Source organism: Methylocystis sp. NC52PC (genome assembly GCF_055698645.1).
Genome location: NZ_CP170127.1, coordinates 1,872,799 through 1,894,052, shown reverse-complemented (window position 1 = coordinate 1,894,052; position 21,254 = coordinate 1,872,799). Strand labels below are relative to the sequence as shown.

General features: G+C 61.4%; 16 protein-coding genes. 6 read left to right on the top strand and 10 right to left on the bottom strand.

Annotated features, from left to right (window positions below; genetic code table 11):
* Nucleotides 1–25 precede the first annotated feature (25 nt).
* Together ACETII_RS11150 and ACETII_RS11145 are read right to left on the bottom strand one after the other, a co-directional pair.
* Nucleotides 26–1,132: a glycerol dehydrogenase gene (locus ACETII_RS11150; protein ID WP_472788071.1), complete on the bottom strand. Its 1,107-nt coding sequence runs from the start codon at nt 1,130–1,132 to the stop codon at nt 26–28.
* 275 nt (nt 1,133–1,407) lie between these two features.
* On the bottom strand, nt 1,408–5,034 hold the full coding sequence (locus ACETII_RS11145) for an HAD-IC family P-type ATPase (RefSeq protein ID WP_472788070.1): 3,627 nt from the start codon (nt 5,032–5,034) through the stop codon (nt 1,408–1,410).
* Nucleotides 5,035–5,432: 398 nt separating this feature from the next.
* Here ACETII_RS11145 and ACETII_RS11140 point away from each other — a divergent pair, with 398 nt between their 5' ends.
* On the top strand, nt 5,433–7,010 hold the full coding sequence (locus ACETII_RS11140) for a flavin monoamine oxidase family protein (protein WP_472788069.1): 1,578 nt from the start codon (nt 5,433–5,435) through the stop codon (nt 7,008–7,010).
* Nucleotides 7,011–7,021: 11 nt separating this feature from the next.
* On the opposite strand, the gene ACETII_RS11135 is transcribed toward ACETII_RS11140, so the two are convergent.
* From ACETII_RS11135 to ACETII_RS11120, 4 genes are all read right to left on the bottom strand, one after another.
* The gene (locus tag ACETII_RS11135; RefSeq protein ID WP_472788068.1) at nt 7,022–7,276 is read right to left on the bottom strand and encodes a hypothetical protein; all 255 of its coding nucleotides are present in this window, start codon (nt 7,274–7,276) and stop codon (nt 7,022–7,024) included.
* A gap of 103 nt (nt 7,277–7,379) precedes the next feature.
* The gene (locus ACETII_RS11130; RefSeq protein ID WP_363345892.1) at nt 7,380–7,901 is read right to left on the bottom strand and encodes a chromate transporter; all 522 of its coding nucleotides are present in this window, start codon (nt 7,899–7,901) and stop codon (nt 7,380–7,382) included.
* Nucleotides 7,898–8,461, bottom strand: coding sequence for a chromate transporter (locus ACETII_RS11125; protein WP_472788067.1), 564 nt, complete (start codon nt 8,459–8,461; stop codon nt 7,898–7,900). The genes ACETII_RS11130 and ACETII_RS11125 overlap by 4 nt, the downstream gene beginning before the upstream one ends.
* A complete protein-coding gene (locus tag ACETII_RS11120; RefSeq protein WP_472788066.1) occupies nt 8,454–9,371 on the bottom strand; it encodes a hypothetical protein in 918 nt (305 codons plus the stop codon). The genes ACETII_RS11125 and ACETII_RS11120 overlap by 8 nt, the downstream gene beginning before the upstream one ends.
* Before the next feature lie 363 nt (nt 9,372–9,734).
* Between ACETII_RS11120 and ggt the strand changes: the two genes are divergently transcribed.
* Nucleotides 9,735–11,426 (top strand): gamma-glutamyltransferase, encoded by a 1,692-nt coding sequence (ggt, locus tag ACETII_RS11115; protein WP_472788153.1) that lies wholly within the window; start codon nt 9,735–9,737, stop codon nt 11,424–11,426.
* Between the two features lie 134 nt (nt 11,427–11,560).
* On the opposite strand, the gene ACETII_RS11110 is transcribed toward ggt, so the two are convergent.
* Nucleotides 11,561–12,673: a zinc-binding metallopeptidase family protein gene (locus ACETII_RS11110; protein ID WP_472788065.1), complete on the bottom strand. Its 1,113-nt coding sequence runs from the start codon at nt 12,671–12,673 to the stop codon at nt 11,561–11,563.
* A gap of 35 nt (nt 12,674–12,708) precedes the next feature.
* Nucleotides 12,709–14,784, bottom strand: coding sequence for a catalase (locus tag ACETII_RS11105; protein WP_472788064.1), 2,076 nt, complete (start codon nt 14,782–14,784; stop codon nt 12,709–12,711).
* 558 nt (nt 14,785–15,342) lie between these two features.
* Between ACETII_RS11105 and ACETII_RS11100 the strand changes: the two genes are divergently transcribed.
* The 4 genes from ACETII_RS11100 (at nt 15,343) to ACETII_RS11085 (ending at nt 19,599) form a co-directional block, all read left to right on the top strand.
* Nucleotides 15,343–16,599 (top strand): ATPase domain-containing protein, encoded by a 1,257-nt coding sequence (locus ACETII_RS11100; RefSeq protein WP_472788063.1) that lies wholly within the window; start codon nt 15,343–15,345, stop codon nt 16,597–16,599.
* Nucleotides 16,596–16,826 (top strand): hypothetical protein, encoded by a 231-nt coding sequence (locus ACETII_RS11095; protein WP_472788062.1) that lies wholly within the window; start codon nt 16,596–16,598, stop codon nt 16,824–16,826. Before ACETII_RS11100 ends, ACETII_RS11095 begins: the two co-directional genes overlap by 4 nt.
* A 186-nt stretch (nt 16,827–17,012) precedes the next feature.
* Nucleotides 17,013–18,458 (top strand): hybrid sensor histidine kinase/response regulator, encoded by a 1,446-nt coding sequence (locus ACETII_RS11090; RefSeq protein WP_472788061.1) that lies wholly within the window; start codon nt 17,013–17,015, stop codon nt 18,456–18,458.
* A gap of 661 nt (nt 18,459–19,119) precedes the next feature.
* Nucleotides 19,120–19,599, top strand: a complete 480-nt coding sequence (locus tag ACETII_RS11085; protein ID WP_363345876.1) for a VOC family protein — start codon at nt 19,120–19,122, stop codon at nt 19,597–19,599.
* 77 nt (nt 19,600–19,676) lie between these two features.
* Here ACETII_RS11085 and sorB read toward each other — a convergent pair whose 3' ends face one another.
* Both sorB and sorA read right to left on the bottom strand, forming a co-directional pair.
* Entirely contained in the window at nt 19,677–19,976 is a 300-nt protein-coding gene (sorB, locus tag ACETII_RS11080; protein ID WP_363345874.1) for a SorB family sulfite dehydrogenase c-type cytochrome subunit, read from the bottom strand.
* A gap of 12 nt (nt 19,977–19,988) precedes the next feature.
* A complete protein-coding gene (gene sorA / locus ACETII_RS11075; RefSeq protein ID WP_472788152.1) occupies nt 19,989–21,206 on the bottom strand; it encodes a SorA family sulfite dehydrogenase catalytic subunit in 1,218 nt (405 codons plus the stop codon).
* Between the last annotated feature and the right edge of the window lie 48 nt (nt 21,207–21,254).

The window sequence follows — 21,254 nt, the reverse complement described above, 5'->3', positions numbered from 1 at the left end:
CTGCGGTCATGCGTTTGGCGCGCCGTCAAACACGCGATTTGAACGCGACACCTACAGAATCCGCAGCGTAGAGCGCATCCATGACAGCCTCGGCGGTGACTTCGAAAGGCTCGTTATGCGCGCTCTCTCCGGGAGCGATGGCGCGTTCCGCAATGGCGCGCGCCTTTTCCTTCGTCAACCTGTCGAGACCAAGCTCGGCGAGCGTCACTGGCAAGCCGACAGACAGGCAGAAGCCCATGACCTCCTCCATGACCGAACTGTGCTTTCCTTCCAGAACAAGCTGAACGAGCGTTCCGAATGCGACTTTTTCGCCATGCAGGCGATCATGCGTTTCGCGAGCGGCGGTCAATCCATTGTGAACGGAATGGGCGACGGCCAGGCCGCCCGACTCGAAGCCGACGCCGGAGAGAAGTGTGTTTGCTTCTATGATGCGCTCGAGCGCGGGCGTGATCGCCCCAACACGCGCCGCAGCCACAGCCGATGTCCCGTCGTTCAGGAGCGTCTCGTAACAGAGTTCGGCGATTGCGCCCGCGGCCAATGTGCCCACGCCGCCGACCACATTCTTTCGATGGGCGCGCATTGACGCCTCCGCCTCAAAATATGTCGCGAGCGCGTCGCCCATGCCCGAGATCAGTTGCCGCACCGGCGCGCGCGCAATGACGGCGCTATCGACGAGGACCAGATCGGGGTTTCGCTTGTAATAGAGGCATCGCTCGAACACGCCGTCTTCCGTATAAACAACGGAAAGTGCGCTGCAGGGCGCGTCGCTCGACGCGGTCGTCGGGCAACAGGCGACCGGCAGATTGAGTTCCGAGGCGACCGCCCGCGCCGTATCCAAGGTCTTGCCGCCCCCAGCGCCGATGATCACCGAGGCCGACGCCCGCCGCGCGGCTTCCTTTCCGCGCAAGATCTCCGGAAAGCTACATTCGCCGGCAAAATCCTGAACGGTGAATTGCAGCCCTGCGGAAGGAAAGGTCTCCGCCCAGGCTGCTTCGGCAATGCGCCGAGCAGTGCGGCTTGCAATGATCAGCGCCATGCCCGAAAGGCCGAGTCGCTGAAGCTCCGCCGCCAAAGATCGAGTAGCGTTGCGACCTTGAACATATCTGGAAGGCGAACAGAAAACTTGCAGCATGACGTCGGCCCCGTATCCATTCCCCGGGCCACAAGGAAACACGACGGCAGCGTTCATGTCGAGGACATAGGCCGATGGAAAAGCAATAGCCGAACAGAGGTGTAAACTTTGAACGGTGATGTCCCGACCGCCTTCGCGCCGTTCTGCGGTCCGACCTGGGTCCCCGAGCATTTTGAAAGGCGCGTCAAAGTGTCTGAGACGCCAGCCCGCCCCCGTTGACGACCACCTGATCGCCCGCGTCGATCGCCCCGGCCTTGATCTCGACAAATACGCCGTCATCGAGGCCCGGCTGGATGACGACCGGAACCGCGACCCCGTTGCGCCACGCCCACACGCGCGCCCATCCGGCGGGCGGCGGCTCCAGCGACGCGCTGCCTGCGGGCGCGTATTGCAGGGCATGGCGCGGAACGCGCAGGACATCTTTTCTGCGGTCGAGCTCTATGTGCAGCAACGCCGTCGCGCCGGGTTGCGCACTGGAAGGGGAGGGTCGGGGTCTCAATGACGATCCTCGGGCCGTCCTTTCCTTGAAGGGTTGCGAGCACCTCGCCTTTGACGCGCTGAGACGGATCCCTAGTAAAACTCACCGTCGCCGGGGCGCCGAGCGGCGGCGGCGCGCCCGCGTCGGGGGCGACAGCTTCAATGCGCAAGGTTCTTTCCGCTGGCGTGACCTGAAAAAGCCGCTCGCCCACATGCGTTGCGCGGCGGGTCTCCAGGCGGCTCTCGCCAATGGTCCCGCCGATCGGCGCGACGACCGGCGCGCCCTTCTCCTGCGCCGCGCGCAACGCCGCTTCGCGCTGGACCGTCACGGTCTGCGCTTGCGCCAGACGGGCCTTTGCGCGGGCGATCGCGGCGCTGGCGCGCGCCCTCGCCGCACGGTCGACCGCGGTGGCGCTCTTGCGCTGCGCCGCCTGCGCGGCAGAGAGGGCCCTGCGGGCGCGGTCGATTTCGGCTTGGCGGTCAGGCGGAATGATCCTGGCGCAGACCCGCCCCGCTTCGACGCGCTCGCCGTTGTTGCAGGCGACAGCCTCGATCTTCCCGGCGACAGGCGCAGCCGCCTCGGCCGGCGGCGCGGAAACGACGACGCCCGCCACTTCGGCAACGCCGACGATCTCGCCGCGCTCGACTGTCGCAAGTTCATGAGGCGCGCCTTGCCGAATCGTTCGCCAATAAAGCGCTCCGCCCACGACCGCCGTCACGAAAATCGCGACGCTCGCCGCGACGGCCGCGTAGCCGCGAAGGCGGGCGGACGCGGCGGTCACAGCCGCGGGCCCTCGCCGCGACTTCGGCCGCTTGTGGCGCTCCGTCCACCATTTTTCCAGCTCCATCACGAGGAGGAGCGACGAGCCCGCGGCGAGCAACGCGCCCCATTCCGCGACCGTCGGCGGCCAGATTTGCAGCGTATCGGCGAGGCCGGGGACATGCGACGCCGCTAGATGAAGCGCCTGCGCGCCGAAGACGCTCGCAACCAACAGCGGACTGGAGAAAAGCCCCCTGTGGAAGAGCGAATGACGTTCCGAACGCGCATTCAGCGCCTGGAAGTTTTCAAAGATGACGAAAAGCAGAAGCAGCAGGTTCCGCGCGTGATCGGCGTCGGCGCCCTGAGCGATCAGCCAGTAAAACAGGCCGAAGCCGACTCCGGCCATGACGAGCGCCGAATAGGCGTTGCGCGTGATCATCACCCGGTCGAAGATCGGCTCCTCCGGCTTGCGCGGCGGATAGGTTAGCTCGTCGCCCTCCGGCTTTTCGGCGGCCAGCGCGACATGCTGAACGCCATTGGTGACGAGGTTGAGCCACAGCAATTGCACGGGCAACAGGGGCATGGGCATGCCGGCCGGGATCGCGAGCAGGAAGAGAAGCAGCTCGGCTGCGCCGGTCGAAACCAGAAGGAAGATGACCTTGCGGATATTGGCGTAGGCGACGCGGCCTTCGAAAACGCCGCGCACGATCGATGCGAAATTATCGTCGGCGATGATGATGTCTGCGCTTTCCTTTGCGACGTCCGTCCCCTGCTTGCCCATTGCGACGCCGACATGCGCATGTTTGAGCGCCGGCGCGTCATTCACCCCATCGCCCGTGACGGCGACGAAATGGCCGTTGCGCGTCAGCGACAGGACGATTGCGAGCTTCTGGATCGGCTCGACGCGGGCGTAGATCCGCGCGCGGCGGGTCAACGCGTCGAGCGCGCTTTCTCCCGCTTCCTCTGCGCGCTTCACCGCGTCGCCCGTCACGATCTGGTCCGGGGAAAAAGCCATGCCCGCCTCTTTGGCGATGGCCGCGGCCGTGCCGGGGGCGTCGCCGGTCACCATCGTCACAACGACGCCGGCGTCATGACACGCGCCGATGGCGCGCCGCACGTCCGGCCGCAGCGGATCATGCATGCCGACGAGGCCGAGAAATACGAGGTTTTCGAGATGGCGCGGGCCATAGCCATGGTCCGGCTCCGGCGCGATCTCGCCCTCGGCGAAGGCCAGAACGCGCAGCCCTCGGGCCGAAAGCGCGTCCTTCTGTCGAGAGAGGGCGTCGCGGTCGATTGGCGCCAGCGCGCCGCCGACATCCATCCGGCCGGCCATGGCGATCAACGTCTCCGGGGCGCCCTTCACGAAGACGCGCACGGCGTCCTTCTCTTCGTGGAGATGGAAGGACGCCGCATATTTGAGGTCTGGCTCGTAGGGGATGCGCTTCACCAGCGGATAGCGCGCTCTGAGCTCCTCATGCCCGACGCCGCTTCGGTGCGCGGCGACGAGCAGGGCGACGTCGACGGTGTCGCCTACGCCCCGAACCTCTTCCCTCTCGCGCCGGATCTCTGCTTCATTGGGGAGCGCTGCCGCACGCAGCAGCGCCGCGAGCAGGAGATCGGCCTGTTCATTGGGCGCTGCGCCGCGGAAGCAATAGGATTCGACGCCCTCGTCCGGCTGAAGGGAGAGAGCCGATCCGTCGGCCAAGACGATTTCGGTGACGGTGAGCTCATTGCGGGTGAGCGTGCCGGTCTTGTCGGTGGCGATGAGGGTGCAGGAGCCGAGCGACTCGACCGCCGCCATCTTCCGCACGATCACATTGGCTTTGGCCATGCGCCGCATGCCGATCGCCAGCGCCACGGCGATCGCGACCGGAAGTCCTTCCGGAATGGCCGAGACGGCGAGTCCGACCGCCATCATGAAAAGGTCCACGAGGCCGATATGGCGCAAATAACCGACGATCATCAGAATCGCGACGGCCACGGCGACCAGAATGGCGATGAGCTTGGAGAAGCGCTCCATTCGGATGATCAGCGGCGGCTGAGACGCAGACGGCTTGATGAGCTCTCCGGCGATTTTGCCAACCTCCGTCGCGCGACCCGTCGCCGTCGCTTCGCCGACGCCGCGCCCACGGATGACCATCGACCCGGCGAAGGCCATCCCGTCGCGCGGCGCCGGCTTCACATCGGCCGCGGCGCGCTTTTTCACTGGGAGAGATTCGCCTGTGAGCAGCGATTCATCGCAGCGCAGATCAACCGTCTCGATGAGGCGCATGTCCGCAGGCACGCGGCGTCCGGCCTCGAGGAAGACGATGTCGCTCGGCACGAGATCGCGCGCGTCAATCTCCTGCTGGACGCCGTCGCGCAACACGAGCGCGTGGGGCTGATCCTTCTGGCGCAGCGCGGCCGCCGCCTGACCCGCCGAATATTCCTGAACCGCGCCGATAAGCCCGTTGACGATCAATACGACGCCGATGAAAGCGGCGTCTTTTGCGTCGCCGATCGTCATCGCAACGGCGGCCGCGGCGACGAGAATGTAAATCAGCGGACTGAGAAACTGTCTGAGGAAAACCGCTGCGAAGGAGGGCGGTCGCGCTTCTGGCAGTGTGTTCGGGCCGAATTCGGCGAGGCGCGCGCGCGCCTCGAGGGTCGTCAGTCCCTGCATCATGCTCCTGTTTCGCCCAATGTTTGGCTTTCGCTCGCGCCGCTCCACAGCGGGCGCAACTGGCCGTTGCGCGACATCCTCGCCTCGTCCGTAGCGCTGGCGCATTCCCCGGGCGCTTGCGCCCAGCAAAGCTGGCCTCTGCGCCGTGCGACTTGCTTCGGTCAAGACGTTCAAACAAGAGATAGAGTGGCGGGCTGCTCAGGCAAACGGCTGAACAGAAGGACAAGAGGAGACGCCGTCCCGACCGGCCGCCGACCGCTTTGGATCATTGGCCGCTGCTGAAGCCGCGCCAGGCAAACGCGCGCCTCGTGAAGCGTCACGCTCTCGAGCGCTTTAGTAATACACGCGTGGCGGCACGCGCCTTGCGTCACGCGTCCCAAGGAAACGAAGCGGAGCGCGCAGTGCTCGATGTCGCAATAGTGGGCGCTGGGATTTGCGGCCTCGCGCTCGCCCGGCGCCTTGCAAAGGCAGGCGCCGCCGTCGCGCTGTTCGAGGCGCGCGACAGGTTGGGCGGCCGCGCTTTTTCTGTAGAAAACCCGCCAAGCGGACAAAAGCTCGATCTTGGGCCGACCTGGTTTTGGCCGGACAGCCAGCCGGCAATGGTCGCGCTCATTGGCGAGCTCGGCCTCAAGGCTTTCGATCAGCACGACCCCGGCGACGTCTTGCTGATGAGCGATGCGGAAGCGCCCCCAGCCGTCCAATTTTCGCCTCGCCTGCACGGCGGGGCTCGCCGGTTGCACGGCGGCATGGCGGCGCTCGTCGAGCGTTTGGCCGCCGAGGTTCCCGGCGCGAAGGCGCATCTCCAACATGTTCTGTTGCAGGCGCGCAATTGTCACGAATATGTCGAACTCCGGTTCGATCGCCGCGGCGAGACGGTGATCACATGCGCCCGCAAGGTCGTTCTCGCCCTCCCGCCGCGCCTTATGGTCGAACGGATACACTTTGCCCCGCCCCTGCCCGCCGACCTTACGGCGACAATGCAAGACACGCCCACCTGGATGGCGGCGCAAGCCAAAGCGGTCATCGGCTTTTCCGACCCGCCGGCCTGGCGCGCGCGCGGACTTTCCGGAAACGCCTTCGTGCCTCACGGGCAGGCCGTGCTCGGCGAAGTTTTCGACGCCTGCGACGCTTCAGGCGAGAGGGCCGCGCTCGGCGGCTTTTTCGCACTGCCGCCCAACGCGCGCGAGCGGTTTCGCAAGGGCCTTCCGATGCTCGCGGCCAGCCAATTCGTCCAGCTCTTCGGCAAGGCGCTCGAAAATGGGGAGCTGCATCTCCTGGATTGGGCGCGGGAGCCCTTCACCTGTTCGGAAGAGGACCGGGCCGGGTCGGGCGCGCATCCCGACTATGGCGCGCCGCTCCTTGGCGCGCCGCTCTGGGACGGCAAGCTCTATATCGGCGGGACGGAGACGGCGCGCGACGGGGGCGGCTATGTCGAGGGCGCCCTCAACGCCGCCCGGCGCATCGAAGGGCAACTGGCGCCCGCCCGACGCGCCGAAACGCGACGCGCGTCGTATGACTCCCTTGACGTCAACCAGCGCTCGCTCGAGCGCTTTGCGCAATGGGTCGCTTCGAAGCGCACGGCGACTTTCGCGAGCTATCGGGAAAGACTGAAAGACGCTCTGTCACGTGGACAAAGGGAGCAACTCACGCAGCGGGCGATGCTCGGCGCGATGGAGGCCCTGTTCGCCGAGGCGCTGGCGGTGATCGAAGACTTGCCTTTCGATCTCACCGACGTCGCAGTCGAACGCGGACGCTGCGATCTCTCGCCGCAAGTGCAGGCCGCATTCAACGGCGCCATCCAGGCCCTGCTGGACGCGGCGATCGACTTCAACCAGACGTCCTGTGCGCTTTCGAATTTTCCGCTGGAGCACAGGCCGTCGAAAGAATATGTCTCGACTACGTTGCGCGACATCGCGGCCGCTTGGCGGGAATTCTCTATCGCGGCGAACAGCCGGCTGCTGGCCAAGCGCGCCGCGTGACGGGCGATCCCTCAGCTGATCGAGGAAATGCGGATCGGCGCCTCGAGGTCCGCGTAAGCGATCTTGATGCCGGCCTTCGCAACGGCGGCCTCGTCCGGGTACCAGGTGGATTCGTGGTCCAAGCCACCATATTTGTTGAAAACCATTACATATTTTGCTTTGAGATCCACTTCGCAACGCAGGCCTTTGCCGGGCTGGTCGATTGGGCGAAGCTTGCCGTCCCAGTCGATAAAATAACCATTAGTTGATGTTTGCGCCTCGGACATGTCCGCTTCCCGACTTTGTTTGACACCAAGCGCAGGGAAGCATTTTGCGCGCCAGACAGGAGATGGTCGGAGCCGTTTCCTTCAAGACTTCGGGGGCGCCGCCCTAACGAAAAAGAAAGACGCCCGCCCCCGCCGCCAGCAACATGAGCGGCAAGGGATTCATATGCGTGAGCATTAAAACGGCGAACACGGCGGCGGCGATCGCGCCGCCAGTCCATCCCGCGACCGCCGCCTTCGCAATGCTGATGACGCCGGCGAGCAGCAGACCAATCGACACCGCGCCAAGCGCGCGCTGGATCGAGGCGCGCCAGGGCCAGTCAGCGAGATTCGTCCAGAGTCGGCCAACCCACCACGTCAACATTCCGGCCGGAAGGAAAAAAGCAATGGTTACAAGCAACGCGCCGCTCGGTCCGGCGACCCACTCGCCGATGGCGGCGATCATCATCATATTGGGACCCGGAGCCATTTGGCCGAGGCTGTAAAGATGCACGAGCTCCGAATCCGTCAGCCAATGAAAGACTCGAACAGTAAGGTCCTTCATTTCCGGGAAGGCCGCCATGCCGCCGCCGACCGTGAGCAGCGACAGATAAGCGGAAACGCCCACCAAACCGATCATCTCTTTCATGGATCACGCCTAGGACGATAGCAGATTGTCGCCACCGCGCCGACCGCAACCAGCGCCAGCAGGACGGATTGGTGAAGCCCCGCAACAATGAAAAGGGCGACGGCGGCAAAGAAGATTTCAGAGGGGCGACGGATGGTCTTGGCGCCGAGTTGGATAGCCACGTAGAGCACCATGCCGACGGCCGCCGCCGACACCCCATGAAGCACCGCCGTGACGATGGGGTAGTCCCGATGCGTTGCATGATACGCGGCGGCCGCAGCCGCCATAATGAGCCCGCCGGGCAGACAGATTCCAATAAGCGCGCAAAGGGCCCCGGCGCCGCCGCGCAACCGGTCGCCGACGAGAATGGCCATATTGGAGGCGTTGAGGCCGGGAAGGCACTGGCTGATGGAGAGCAGTTCGACGAAAGTCTCGTCGTCGACCCATTTGAGCGATCCGACCAGACTCGAGCGCAGATAGCCGACCACGCCGCCGCCGAAACTGGTTGCGCCGATCGTCAAGAACGCCAGAAAAATCCTTCCGAGCGACACCTCTGTCTCGGGATGCAATTCTTTACTCATGGCTTTGCGGAGGATTGCCTTTGAGCCGATATACCGCGGCTGTTTTGGTGACGCCAAGGCTGACCCAGTCCTGCGCCTCGTGTTGCAGCAAAGCAAAAAACGCGGCGCATTTTTCGAGCGCCTTGGCGCTCAAATCCTCCCGCCGCTGGAACTTGCTCTGAAAAGAAAATTCACCCACGAGTTGGCGATGGTCTCCCCGTGCGCGCCATACAGAGACATTGCTAGCCGCCTCGAATCCCTTGCCAAAATCCAGGGCGCCGAGCTGTTGCAGCACCTCCTCGACCGCCGTGTGATTGACGAGTTGCAAGTGTCGTCTCGTGCGACTGAGCAACGGCTGCAGGGCGGGAAAGACCTCGGCAAGCGTCTCGCTCGACGTGAGATCGTTAGCGAAATGCAAGGGATTCAATTTGAATTCGACGTTATGGGAGAATAGCGAACGCGAACCGCCAATACGGTCCTTTCGTGGCAGCCATTCTTCCTTGAACTTGATGCGATAGGCTCCCTGTATGCTCGGCCGCACATCCAGCGCCGACGCGGCGTCGAGATCAGGATGCCGAAACTTGAAGACGATTTCCGGTTCGCCCGCGGGAAACCCGTCTTCATACGACGTGCGGCGGCGCAGAATGAAGAAGTTATTATAAAGTGCGAAGTCCTTGGTGTCGAGAAACAGCACCTCTCGAATTTGAGGACGCAGGCCCTCGCAAGACTCCGTCTCGAAATCGACGCCGGCGCGCTTGGCCGCCTTGCGCACGATCTTGGCAAAATCCTTGAAACTCTGGACCGAGGTGAAGCGGAGCCCATTCAAGATGATCTTGGCTTCAATGTAATGGACTTCATCGAGCGGATGGCCGTCAGCGTAGAAGCGCTCCCCTGATAAATGACCGTCCCCTATGCTTCTGTGTTCAGCCAAGCGCAATTCCTCCGGCCCCGGGGAGTCGATTCCGGCGCGAGTATAAGGCTGACGCGCTCTGGTTTCAATTTGAAACCTATGGACTCCGGTCGCCAAATGAAGCGGAAGCCGGCCGGAAAGCCGAGCTTCTCGCCGCCGACGGTCGACAACGCTTTTCTCGAGTCGCAGCGGCTGACCGAAGGGTCGTCTCAGAGTTTGACTGACGCGGTTGCGCAAGCGCGGCTGCTTCGACGACGCGCATCAGCAATTGTCTGACTGGGCCAGCTATGTTTGTCTTGTCGCGACGGGACGAGGGAGAGCTGAATGAATGCGCAAAAAGCAGACCTGCGCAAGCTGCAAAAGATATGGCTATCAATCTTTGCGATGTTTCTACTCAGTTCTCAGGTCTCGGCGCAAAGCCAAACGATCGCGTCTGATCTGGCGATCGCTCGGCCTGTGACGTCACGACACGCTATGGTCGTTAGTCAGGAGGCGGCGGCTTCTCGGGTTGGGATAGACATTTTGAAGAAGGGAGGCAACGCCGTGGACGCCGCGGTCGCTGTAGGATTTTCGCTTGCGGTAACCTTGCCGCGCGCCGGCAATCTCGGCGGCGGCGGGTTTATGTTGATTCATCTGTCGGAGAGCAAGACAACAACCTGCGTCGATTACCGCGAGACGGCGCCGGCGCGGACCACAAAGGACATGTTTCTCAACGAGAAAGGCCAACCGGACCGCGTGAAGTCACTTTTCAGCGGCCTATCGATCGGCGTGCCAGGGACAGTAGCCGGGTTGGAGCTCGCTTGGCGCAAATATGGATCGGGCCGATTTACCTTCGCCGAATTGATCGCCCCGGCGGCGGCTCTGGCGCGCCAAGGCCTGATGGTCGATGACGATCTCGCGGATTCGCTTCCCTTCGCCGCGGCGGCGCTCGCGCGCCACCCTTCTTCCGCAAAGATCTATCTGAGGCCTGATAAAACGGCGCCGCGCCCAGGCGATCATCTTGCCCTCAACGACCTCGTAGCGACGTTGGAGACGATCGCGTCCCGGGGAGCGGCTGGCTTCTATACCGGCCCGGTGGCCGAGAAGATCGTCGCCGCAGTCCAGGAGGCGGGAGGGCGCATGACTTTGGAGGATTTGGCGGGCTACCATGCTGTTGAGCGCGAGCCGGTGCGTGGAAACTATCGAGGGCATGGGATCGTCTCGATGCCGCCACCTTCCTCCGGCGGCGTGCACATCATCGAGATCGCCAATATTCTCGAAGGCTTTCCGCTGGGGGCGCAGGGCTTCAATTCCGCGGCGACCATCCACGCGATGGCGGAGGCGGAGAAACTCGCCTTCGCCGACCGCTCCCTCTATCTGGGCGATCCCGACTTTGTGCAAATTCCCGTAAGCAGCCTCATCTCGAAAATCTACGCCGATGATTTGCGGAAAAAAATCGTCAGCGATCACGCCCGGCCCGCCATCGAGGTCTCGCCTGGCCGCCCTGAGCGCTACGAAAGCGACCAGACGACTCATTTTTCGATCGTCGACGAAAATGGAAACGCGGTCGCAAATACCTATACCCTCAACCTCCCCTACGGCTCCGGGCTCGTTGCTGAAGGGACGGGCGTCCTGCTGAATGACGAACTCGACGATTTTTCCGCGAAGCCGGGCGCTCCGAACAATTACGGATTGCTCGGCGGCGACGCCAACGCGCCTGCGCCCGCAAAGCGCCCGCTCTCCTCCATGAGTCCAACGATGGTTTTCAAGGACGGGATGCTGGAATTGGTGACAGGAGGCGCGGGGGGCTCGCGCATCATTTCCATCGTGCTTCAAATTATTCTGGACACCGTCGACCACGGTCTAAACGTTGCGGAGGCCGCGCAGGCGCCCCGCGTCCACCATCAGTGGCAGCCCGACGAATTGCGCATCGAACGCGGCGTTTCACCAGACACCATCCGTATCCTCGAGGCCTTCGGGCACCGAGTGGTCGTGCGCGAAGCGATGGGGTCCGCGTATACGATCGCTCGCAAGGATGGTCTTCTGACTGGCGCCGCCGATCCGAGGCATCGCGGAGCGCTCGCGGCAGGTTATTAAGGTCTGCGCTCCTATTGACGCTCTGTCAGACCGTAGCGTCCGAGTTGTGGTGGCGAAAGCCGACCTCTCGCTATTTATAGTTAGCCGCGCTCGTTTCTCTGTTCGACTAGATATTGTGATTGTTACTGGCTTATCTATCCTGCGTTCATCCTGGGCGCTACAACCATCACACTGTGTGGCTGCATTGATTCGCCGTGGGAGGCCAATTCATCGGCCTTCGACTGGATGACGGTCTGTACGAAGCCCAGCTTTTCGGAGACGGTCGGAGAAATAACGAAGGGGTAGAGATCCGCCTGTCCCATCGCACGCGCGATGTTGTTGAGCGCAAAGGCCAGATCGAGCCAATGGTCGAGCATGTCCGCCATTTTTGGAAACCGATAGGGATCGAATGCAACGGCGGCCGCCTTGCCATCTGCTCGTCTCAGAGTGAGGCCCGCGGCTCTTCCCGTTTCGAGCGTGTCGACAATATGTAGATAGTGCGCGAATGTTTCTGCGAAGTCCTCCCATGGATGGGTAGAGGCATAGGCGCTGATGTAGCGATCCTGCCAATCGGCTGGAGGACCCGCCTCGTAATGTCGTTTCAGGGAGGCTTCGTAGTCTACGCGCTCGTCGCCAAACATGCTCCTGAACTGCTGGATTGCGTTGTCGTCCCGAACCAGCCTGTCCCAGTAGTAATGGCCGATCTCATGCCTGAAATGCCCCAGAAGCGTTCGGTAAGGTTCGCCCATGTCCTGTCGCGTCTTCTCCCTCGCTGCATCATCGGCTTCAGCGAGAGAGATTGTAATGACGCCGCAATCGTGCCCCGTGAAAACTGGCCTGGAATGTTCGGGCTCCAGGAAGTCAAAGATAAGCGGCTCCGGATCTTCGTCCGCCGCAGACGGATGCGGGAGTCCGAGCTTGATCAAGCTGTACAAAAGCCGCCGCTTCGCCAGCTCGATCTTCTGCCACGCCACAGCGGAGGCGGGATCTGATATATTTGGAATGGTCCGATTGTGGCGGCACGCTTCGCAAAATTCTTCCTTGGAGTCGAGCGCGATCAGCCAATTGCATCCGCGCATCTCCCAGTTCTTGCAAAAGCGATACCGCTCTGGAGCCGCATCATGGGTGCGCCATCCCCCGCCGTCGGCTTCGACAGACACCATTCGATCGCGCGTGGGATCGTACCCGAGATGGCGGTCGCAACTTATGCAGATTGTATTCTCGAATACGACCGTGTGTCCGCAATTCTGACAGTAGAACGCTTTCATAGTTGGTCCTTATGCCTGAGCCGAACAATTATATATTACGGAGCATGGATCGTCGCTTCACGTGCATAGTAGCGTTTTGCTGCGGCCTTCACGAAGGCGGCGGCCTTGGAGGCGTCTACGACGCCCTCGTCTGCCTTGACGTCGGCCTTGTCCAGAATAGCCCTGGCTTCTGGCGTGACCGCAATCGCCTTCAAATGGGCATAGGCGTCGCTCACGAAATTAATGGCGGCGCGATCCGCGAGCAGCGCTGAAGCGCCTTCTTTGGCGACGAGCAGGACCACAGCGTCAAATATCGCCGACGGGCTTCCCTGAAGTTGCGCATCTGCTGGAAGGGTCGAACCGTCCTTCAGCATCACTCCACCGATCCTCGAGGAGACGATTTTAGCGTTCGCGCGGGCTTTTGTGACGGCGCTTATCAACGCCTCCAGCAGCTTCCCGTCTGCGCCGTCCGTAACGAGGATTCCAATACAGCGACCCTCCAACGTCGGCGGATATTTATCAATCAGACGCAACGCCGGCGACGGCGTCATGTCGACGATTTCGGCGGCGCGCGGCGCGGGTTCGGTCGGGGCCTTTATGCCGAGCCCCCTCGATACCCGCTCGACGAGAGTTACATCGACATTGAGCAGGTTTTGTAGGATCCGGCCTCTGATAGAGGGAATCTGAACCTTCGAAAGTTCGAAGACGATTGCGGATGCAATGTGTTGCTGCTCAACATTTGACTGTGAGCGGTAAAAGAGCCGGGCCTGGGAGTAATGATCGGCGAAAGTCTCCGAACGCACCCGCGCCTTGACGCCCTCGATCGGGACAGGGTGTGTCCGGTATCCTGACGGCGTCTCACGCGGCCCACCCGGTTCGCCCGCTTCCGCAAGGCTGTTTGGTTCATAGTTGGCCCGGCCCATGGGAACCATCGTCTGCATGTGGCCGTCTCGCTGCATATTGTGAAACGGGCACCCCTTTGGGCGATTGACCGGGATCTGATGAAAATTCGTGCTTCCCAGACGCGAGAGTTGCGTATCCTGATAGGAAAAGAATCGACCTTGAAGCAATGGGTCTTCGGACGCTTCGATCCCGGGCGGCATGTTTGATGGCAGAAACGCCACCTGTTCTGTTTCGGCGAAAAAATTGTCCGGATTCTCGTTCAAAACCAAGCGTCCAACCACCTGGACCGGAACGATTTCTTCGGGCACGAGTTTTGTCGCGTCGAGCACGTCAAAAGGAAACTGCAGAGCTTGCTCTTCAGTGAAGATCTGCACCCCGAGATCCCACCCGGGGAAATTGCCGCTCGCGATCGCTTCATACAAATCGCGGCGATGAAAATCCGGGTCTGCGCCTGCAATCTTCACCGCCTCATCCCAGCAGGTCGACTGCAATCCAAGCTTGGGCCGCCAATGAAATTTGACGAAGTGGGATTCGCCGCCGTCCAGCGTCAAACGAAATGTGTGAACGCCAAACCCTTCGATCATGCGCAGCGATCGTGGGATTGCGCGGTCGGACATTGCCCACAGCAGCATATGAGTGGTTTCCGGCGAAAGACTAATGAAATCCCAGAATGTATCGTGAGCGGACGCCGCCTGCGGATACCCTCTGTCGGCCTCCATTTTTACAGAGTGAATGAGATCCGGAAACTTGATGGCATCCTGGATGAAAAAGACGGGAATGTTGTTTCCAACAAGATCCCAGTTTCCTTCCTTCGTGTAGAACTTGACGGCGAAGCCCCTGACGTCGCGCGGGGTGTCGACGGAGCCCGCTCCGCCGGCGACGGTCGAGAATCGCACAAACACTTGGGTCTTTTGCCCAACTTCAGTCAAAACTTTCGCGCGGGTATAATTCGCGAGCGACTTCGTGAGTTCGAAATATCCACGAGCGCCCGAGCCGCGGGCATGGACGATCCGTTCAGGAATACGCTCGTGGTCGAAATGGAAGATCTTCTCACGGAATGCGAAATCCTCCAGCAGCGTCGGGCCTCTCCGCCCTGCTCGGAGCGAATTCTGATTATCAGAGATAGCAACGCCGTGATTGGTTGTCAGTCGTTCCATGGACGCCGAGGCCGTCTGGTGGGTCTCTCCGCCGCTTCCAACAAAATCGATATCAGCTCGCCTATTCGTCATTTTAGGCTCCCCAGGAGGCTTAATTAAGTCGCGCAGCGGCCTTTGGGACGCGTCTGTGAGGTAAATGGAGTTTTGGCCGAACGCGCGGGTTAATTGCAGCGTTTTACTCTAAACTTGGCTTTTGCTTTTTTGTTCCGCAGACCCTTCAGATTCGCTCGCCCTGGCGAGGCGTTTGAAGAAGGAGTGAAGTTGTCGTTCGTCTGATGTGTTTTGACGGCCCTTCGTTGGACCGTGCGAAGCGAAGGTGGACGCAGACGGCGTTTCGCGGTTGTGCAGTACGCTGCAGTAACGCAGCGCCGGCTACGAAAGCGGACGTCGGCAGTTCGGCTATGAATTTCGCAGATGCGGCTGTGATTGTCTCGCGCCCGCCGACTGCCGAGGGGATGTCGCGCGGAGAATGACCTTCCCGCCGGTCGAACGTCGAAGATGTTAGCGTAAGCGTTTGTCGTTATTAGATAATCCGAGCTCGAGTTTGAGGGCTGGTCCCGGCGCGAGGAACAGCTTAGTCTCGATCGGCGTTACTGTTTGTTTCGCGTCTACAGACCCTGGATCGCCGCAATGTCTGTTACCATCCTGGAAACGCCCCGGTTTCGCTCCGGCGTCCCTGGTCTCGACGAGGTCCTGAAGGGCGGGCTTCCGCGAGGCGCGCTATTGCTGGTCGAGGGGCCTCCGGGTAGCGGAAAGACCACGATTGCGCTGCAATTCCTGCTCGAGGCGCTCAGGCGTGGCGAGACCTCTCTGCTCGCATCGAATGCAGAGACGCCTGAGCAACTCGGATCAATCGCGGCTTCGCACGGTTGGAGCCTGGACGGCGTCCAAACCACTCACTTAGCGGACGACGCCCGCGAAGGGGACGGCGCCTCTGATTACACGCTCTTTCCGGAGGCCGAGGTAGAGGTCGGAGAGACGCTTTCGCATCTTTTCGCTGAGGTCGAGCGGCTACGGCCGACTCTGCTCGTCCTCGACACGGTTTCGAGCCTTCGGGTTTTGGCGCCGACGCCGGCCTTTTATCGCCGGCAACTGAAGCGTATTCGCGACTTTATGGCCGCACGCGCGTGTACGACCGTGATGCTGGACGAAGCCTCCATGACCGAGAAGGACCTGCGCAGCCAGACCCTCGCCGATGGAATAATTGAACTGCATCAGGCGGATTATACTTATGGCGCGGACCGAAGACGGCTGCGTGTGAGGAAGATGCGCGGCTGCAGATATCTCAGCGGCGCGCATGATTTCGTCATCGCAACGGGCGGGATTGTCGTCTACCCGCGCCTCATCGCCCAAAGCTATGTGAGCTTGGCCAGCACTGAACCCCTGCAGTGTGGAATTGGGCAGATTGACGCCCTCACCGGCGGCGGGCTTCCACGTGGCTCCAGCACCCTCGTTGTCGGACCTGCGGGCATCGGCAAGTCAACAATCACGACGCTCTACGCGTTTGCAGCCGCCACGCACGCCGAAAAGAGTTCTCTTCTCCTCTTCGACGAGAGCGTCGAGACTCATTTGACGCGGAGCCACGGTCTGGGGCTCGACTTGGCGGCGGCGCGGGACGCGGGACGACTTTACATAGACCATTTGGACCCCGCTGAGCTTAGCGCTGGCCAAATTGCCCATCTTCTTGTCCGGCAGGTCGAGGAGGAGAATGTCAAGGTCGTGGTGATTGACACCTTGAACGGCTACCTTCAGTCGGCAATGGAGGAGCCCACGGTTCTTCTGCACATCCGTGAGCTCGTCTCCTACTTAAACCGCCGACAGGTTGTGACGCTCCTGACCTTAACCCAGCACGGCATACTCGGTCCCGAGATGACCGCGCCGATTTGAGCTTTCTGGCCGACAATGTCTTTTTGCTGCGCTATTTTGAAACGGAAGGGACGATCCGAAAGGCGCTGTCCGTGGTCAAGAAGCGTAGTGGGAAGCACGAGCACACCATCCGTGAGTTCATTCTGCAACCGGGCAGCGTCCGAGTGAGCGAACCCTTGACCGGCTTTACTGGAGTGCTCACGGGCACGCCGGTTTATAGCAGCGCGACCGGGGACACGGGGGCTTGAATGAATCCAGTTGCCGTCGCTGCCCACGACAGTCACGACGCCACGGACTTTCGCATCCTCATTCTCACGCCGCAGGGGCGCGACGCCGCCCTTGCAGAGCAAACGCTCTTGCGCAGCGGTCTTCGTCCCCATGTCTGCGCTGACCTCGAATCGCTTCGCCGCGAGATCGCAATCGGCGCTGGCGCGGTGCTCATCGCGGAAGAAGCGCTCGCCGGCAAGGACGCCGCAAAACAGGACGCTTTGATCGATTCAGAGCCGCCCTGGTCGTCAATGCCAATCGTCATGCTCCTTGGCAGATCAGCTGCTTCGAGAGATTTCATTGCGCTGCATTGGCTCGAACGTCGTCCGAACGTGAACTTCCTCGAACGTCCCGTCCCCAAACGCACGTTGGTCAGCACCCTGCGCGCCGCCATTGAAGCCCGGCGCCTTCAGTACATCATCCGCGATGCGCTCGAGACCGCCGAATCAGCCGGCCGTAAGAAGGACGAGTTTCTCGCTACGCTGGCGCATGAACTGCGCAATCCACTGGCTCCCATTCGCAGCGCCGTCTACGTCCTGCGCAGGTTGAACGGCGACGATGCGGCCTCCAGAGAGAAAGCCAGCTCGCTCATCTCGATGGTTGAACGTCAGGTTGACCACCTGGTCCGGCTCGTCGACGATCTTCTCGAAGTGTCTCGCATCAGCACGGGAAAAATCACACTGCAGCGGCGGGTCGTGAACCTCGCGGACATCATCGAACGGGCGGTCGAGATCAGCGAGCCTTTAATCAAGTCTGAGCAGCACGAACTCGTCGTATCGCTGGGCGACGAACGCCTCGCGGTCAACGGCGATCCTGTGCGTCTCGCGCAGGTCTTCGCCAATCTCATCAATAACGCAGCGAAATACACCCCACGCGGCGGACGCATAGAAATTTCACTGCGGCGCGAAAGGCAAACCGCCGTCGTCAGCGTGCGCGACAATGGGATGGGCATTCTTCCAGGAATGCTGCCGCGCGTCTTCGAACTTTTCTCCCAATCCTATCGCGCCAGGGGCCGCGATCAGGGCGGTCTCGGCATCGGCTTGGCCCTCGTCCGCAGCCTAACTGAAATGCACGAAGGCCGCGTGGAAGCTCGCAGCGGCGGCGCCGGTCAAGGCAGCGAGTTTGTCATATCTCTGCCCGTGGTCGTCACGCGGGGCGAGCGCGCAAAGGTCGAGTCGAGCGTCTACACGCCATCGACCTCGCGTCGGGTGTTGGTTGTCGACGATGACAAAGACGTGGCCGACAGTTTCGTCGTATTGTTGCAATCGCTCGGCGCCGAGACGCGCGTTGCTTACAGCGGCGCCGAAGCGCTGGACGGCATGGCTGCATTCAAGCCCCACTTGGCGTTCCTCGACATTGGAATGCCAGAGATGGACGGCTATGAAATCTCGCGTCGAATACGCTTGTCCCCCGGGGGAGAAGACATCGTTCTCGTCGCGCTGAGCGGATGGGGCAGCGAAAAGGACCGCCAGCTTACCCTGGAGGCCGGGTTCGATTGCCACTATGTGAAGCCAATTAGCTTTGAGACGTTGGCAAAAATTCTCGCGTCCAACGCCCTCGATAATCTGTCGCCGGGACGGATTTGTCCGGAGGAGAGCGGCGCGCTGCCTTAGTCCGGCGGTCACGCTGCTGCGAGATTGACCGCTACCGCCCGGAACCGCTGACGCCGGCGGCGCTCCTCACAGCCTGTCCGAGCGACGTGGGACTCATATCGCTCAGCGCATCGTGAGGTAAGACCGTAACGCTTCCAGGAATGTCCATGATCGGCTGCTTTTGCCCCGTGGGTCCAGTCGCGCATGTTGCTGTATAGCCGCGCTCACTGGCTTGGCATGCATCCTGGCGCACGATTTTCCGTCCAGCGTCATGTGGACCCGCGAGCGCGCCAGGAATCAACGCGACGGCTGCTGCAACGCTTATGCATGTGGTCGCGAGACGCGGCATGCGAGCACCCAGGTTGACACGCCGCCACCCTATCGGCGGCCAATGAGTCCAGTATCCGCGCACCTGCTTTCCGCGTCAAACGTGGATCCTCAACTCTTCGGTTGCGCTAGCAGCCGCACCTGCAACCCGTACGGCTTTGTCGAGAAGGCTGGCTTAAACTCTGATCGACTCTTTGGATTGACGCTTCCGACGCGAGACCTTCTATTGAAAGCAACTCTTCGTCGGGGAGAGGTCGATCGCACGAGCGAATTCTGCGCCGTGGCGGACAGTGAGCCGCCCCCTGTGCAAGGGATGCCTCGGCGGGAGGACGTCGAAGAGCGGAAGGACAATGCAATGACAGTTGCGAAGAATACGATCTGCCTGTGGTACGATAGGGACGCAGAGGCTGCAGCCCGCTTCTACGCCGCGACGTTCCCCGACAGCGCCGTGAGCGCAGTCCATCATGCCCCGAGCGACTACCCGTCCGGCAAGGCCGGCGACGTCCTGACGGTTGAATTCACGGTCGCCGGCATCCCTTGTCTGGGCCTCAATGGCGGGCCCGCGTTCAAACACAGCGAAGCCTTCTCGTTTCAGATCGCCACCGACGATCAGGAAGAGACCGACCGCTACTGGAACGCTATTGTCGGCAATGGCGGCCAGGAGAGTGCGTGCGGCTGGTGCAGAGACAAATGGGGCGTCTCATGGCAAATCACGCCCCGCGTGCTGACCGAGGCGCTCGCGGCCGGCGGCGCGGAAGCAAAGCGCGCGTTTGATGCGATGATGCATATGACAAAAATCGACGTCGCGGCGATCGAGGCGGCTCGGCGAGGCTGACCACGCCGGTTCGCGCATTACTCGGGCTGCCTCAGCAGTGCGGAATGCGCGGTCGAAGATGTTGGAAATGGTGAAGGTCAGTATGTGCGGGAAAGATAGTCGACGATGAGTTCAACATCCGATTCAGGAATTGGCGCATTATGCGCTTTCACCATTCTCGAAACGACGCCTTGCCAGAAATTTCGACCAAGCTGCGGCGGCTGCGTGGTCACATAGTCTGCCGAGTGACATGACAAGCAGTTGTTCTGCACAGCCTCGACACCGAGGCCTGGCTGAAAGGCCGCGGTCTCCTCAGGGAGAACGTAACGGCTTGGCTCCGCCAGAGCAATTGTCGGAACGAGCGAGGCATAGAGAGCAGTTCGGAGCAGCGTCCACATTCAAAGTCTCCATCACTGCGCAGTTACACGCACGGTCTCCACTACGTTCCGCATGTAGCCCGCAGGGCTCCACAATGGCTCCAAGGGCTGCGCATGGCCGATTGCATTGAGTGCGCAAACTTTCAAGAAATGCTCCCCTGCGGGAAGCTGCGCCAGCACATTCCACTCGCGGAAAGAGTAGCGGCCGAGGTCCGGGCCGAGTTTCGCCTCAATCCAATCCCGCCCCCCATTGCTCGAAAACAAAACGGATTTGACCCCGTATCCGCCGTCGAAGGCGATACCTTTTATCGCAGTGTCGGCATTTGCCTTCACAATAGCGCCATCCGCAAGATTAGTGATAAAGGAGCGGACGTTCAATCGTTTGATTGGCACAGTCGCTTTTGCCGGTCGCCCCGGCTCCGTGCATGCGCAAGCGTTGTCTGGGATGCGATAGGCCGTGGTCATCCAGAAACCCGGGAAGGTTTCGTCCACGACTGCAATATCGCTCAAGTGTTTTATCCAGTATGTGCCGTAATAGCCGGGCACGACCAGCCGCGCGGGATATCCATTGAGCCACGGCAGGTCCTCTCCGTTCATGGCGTAAGCGATCAGGACTTCCCCATCGCGCGCGTGATCAATGTCCAAGGATTTGACGAAGTCGGCCGTTCCCGGCCAAACAGGTTGATCCAGTCCATTGAAAACGACTTGACGCGCGCCGGCCTGAATGCCTGCCTTGTCGAGCACTTCTTTTAAAGACGCGCCGCGCCACCGGGCGTTCCCCATCGCGCCATTTCCAAGCTGCCCCCCGCCGACACGCGGCTCCAAAAATCCGCGGCTGTTACCTGAACACTGGTTGACCGCGACAAGTTCGACCGGCTCAAAGGCTGTCTTGAGGTCGGTGAGCGACAAGGACAGGGTTCGGTCTATCTTGCCGCGGACATCGATACGATAGGCCTCTGGATCGATAGCGAGCGGAATGTCGGCCAAATGGTAACGGACAAAGAAGGCGTCGTTCGGCGTGATTGGTCCCTCGTCAAAGACAGCGAACGGCGTTTCCAGCTGTGGCGGTCGTGTCGTAAGCCGTATTAATGGGCGTTTCCCGGGATAGCGTATAAGCGGGCGCTCACCATTGGCGAACGGAAGTTGCCGGCTTTCTTCCGCCAGTGCGTATTGACGAAAAGACGCCTGGCTCAATGGCGGGCCAATCAAGGCGCCACACGCGGCCTGTAGGAGAGCGCGCCGATCAATCATGTTCATCCCTCTTCGAGGTGGACGCAAGCTTGATGGATCGAGGGCCGC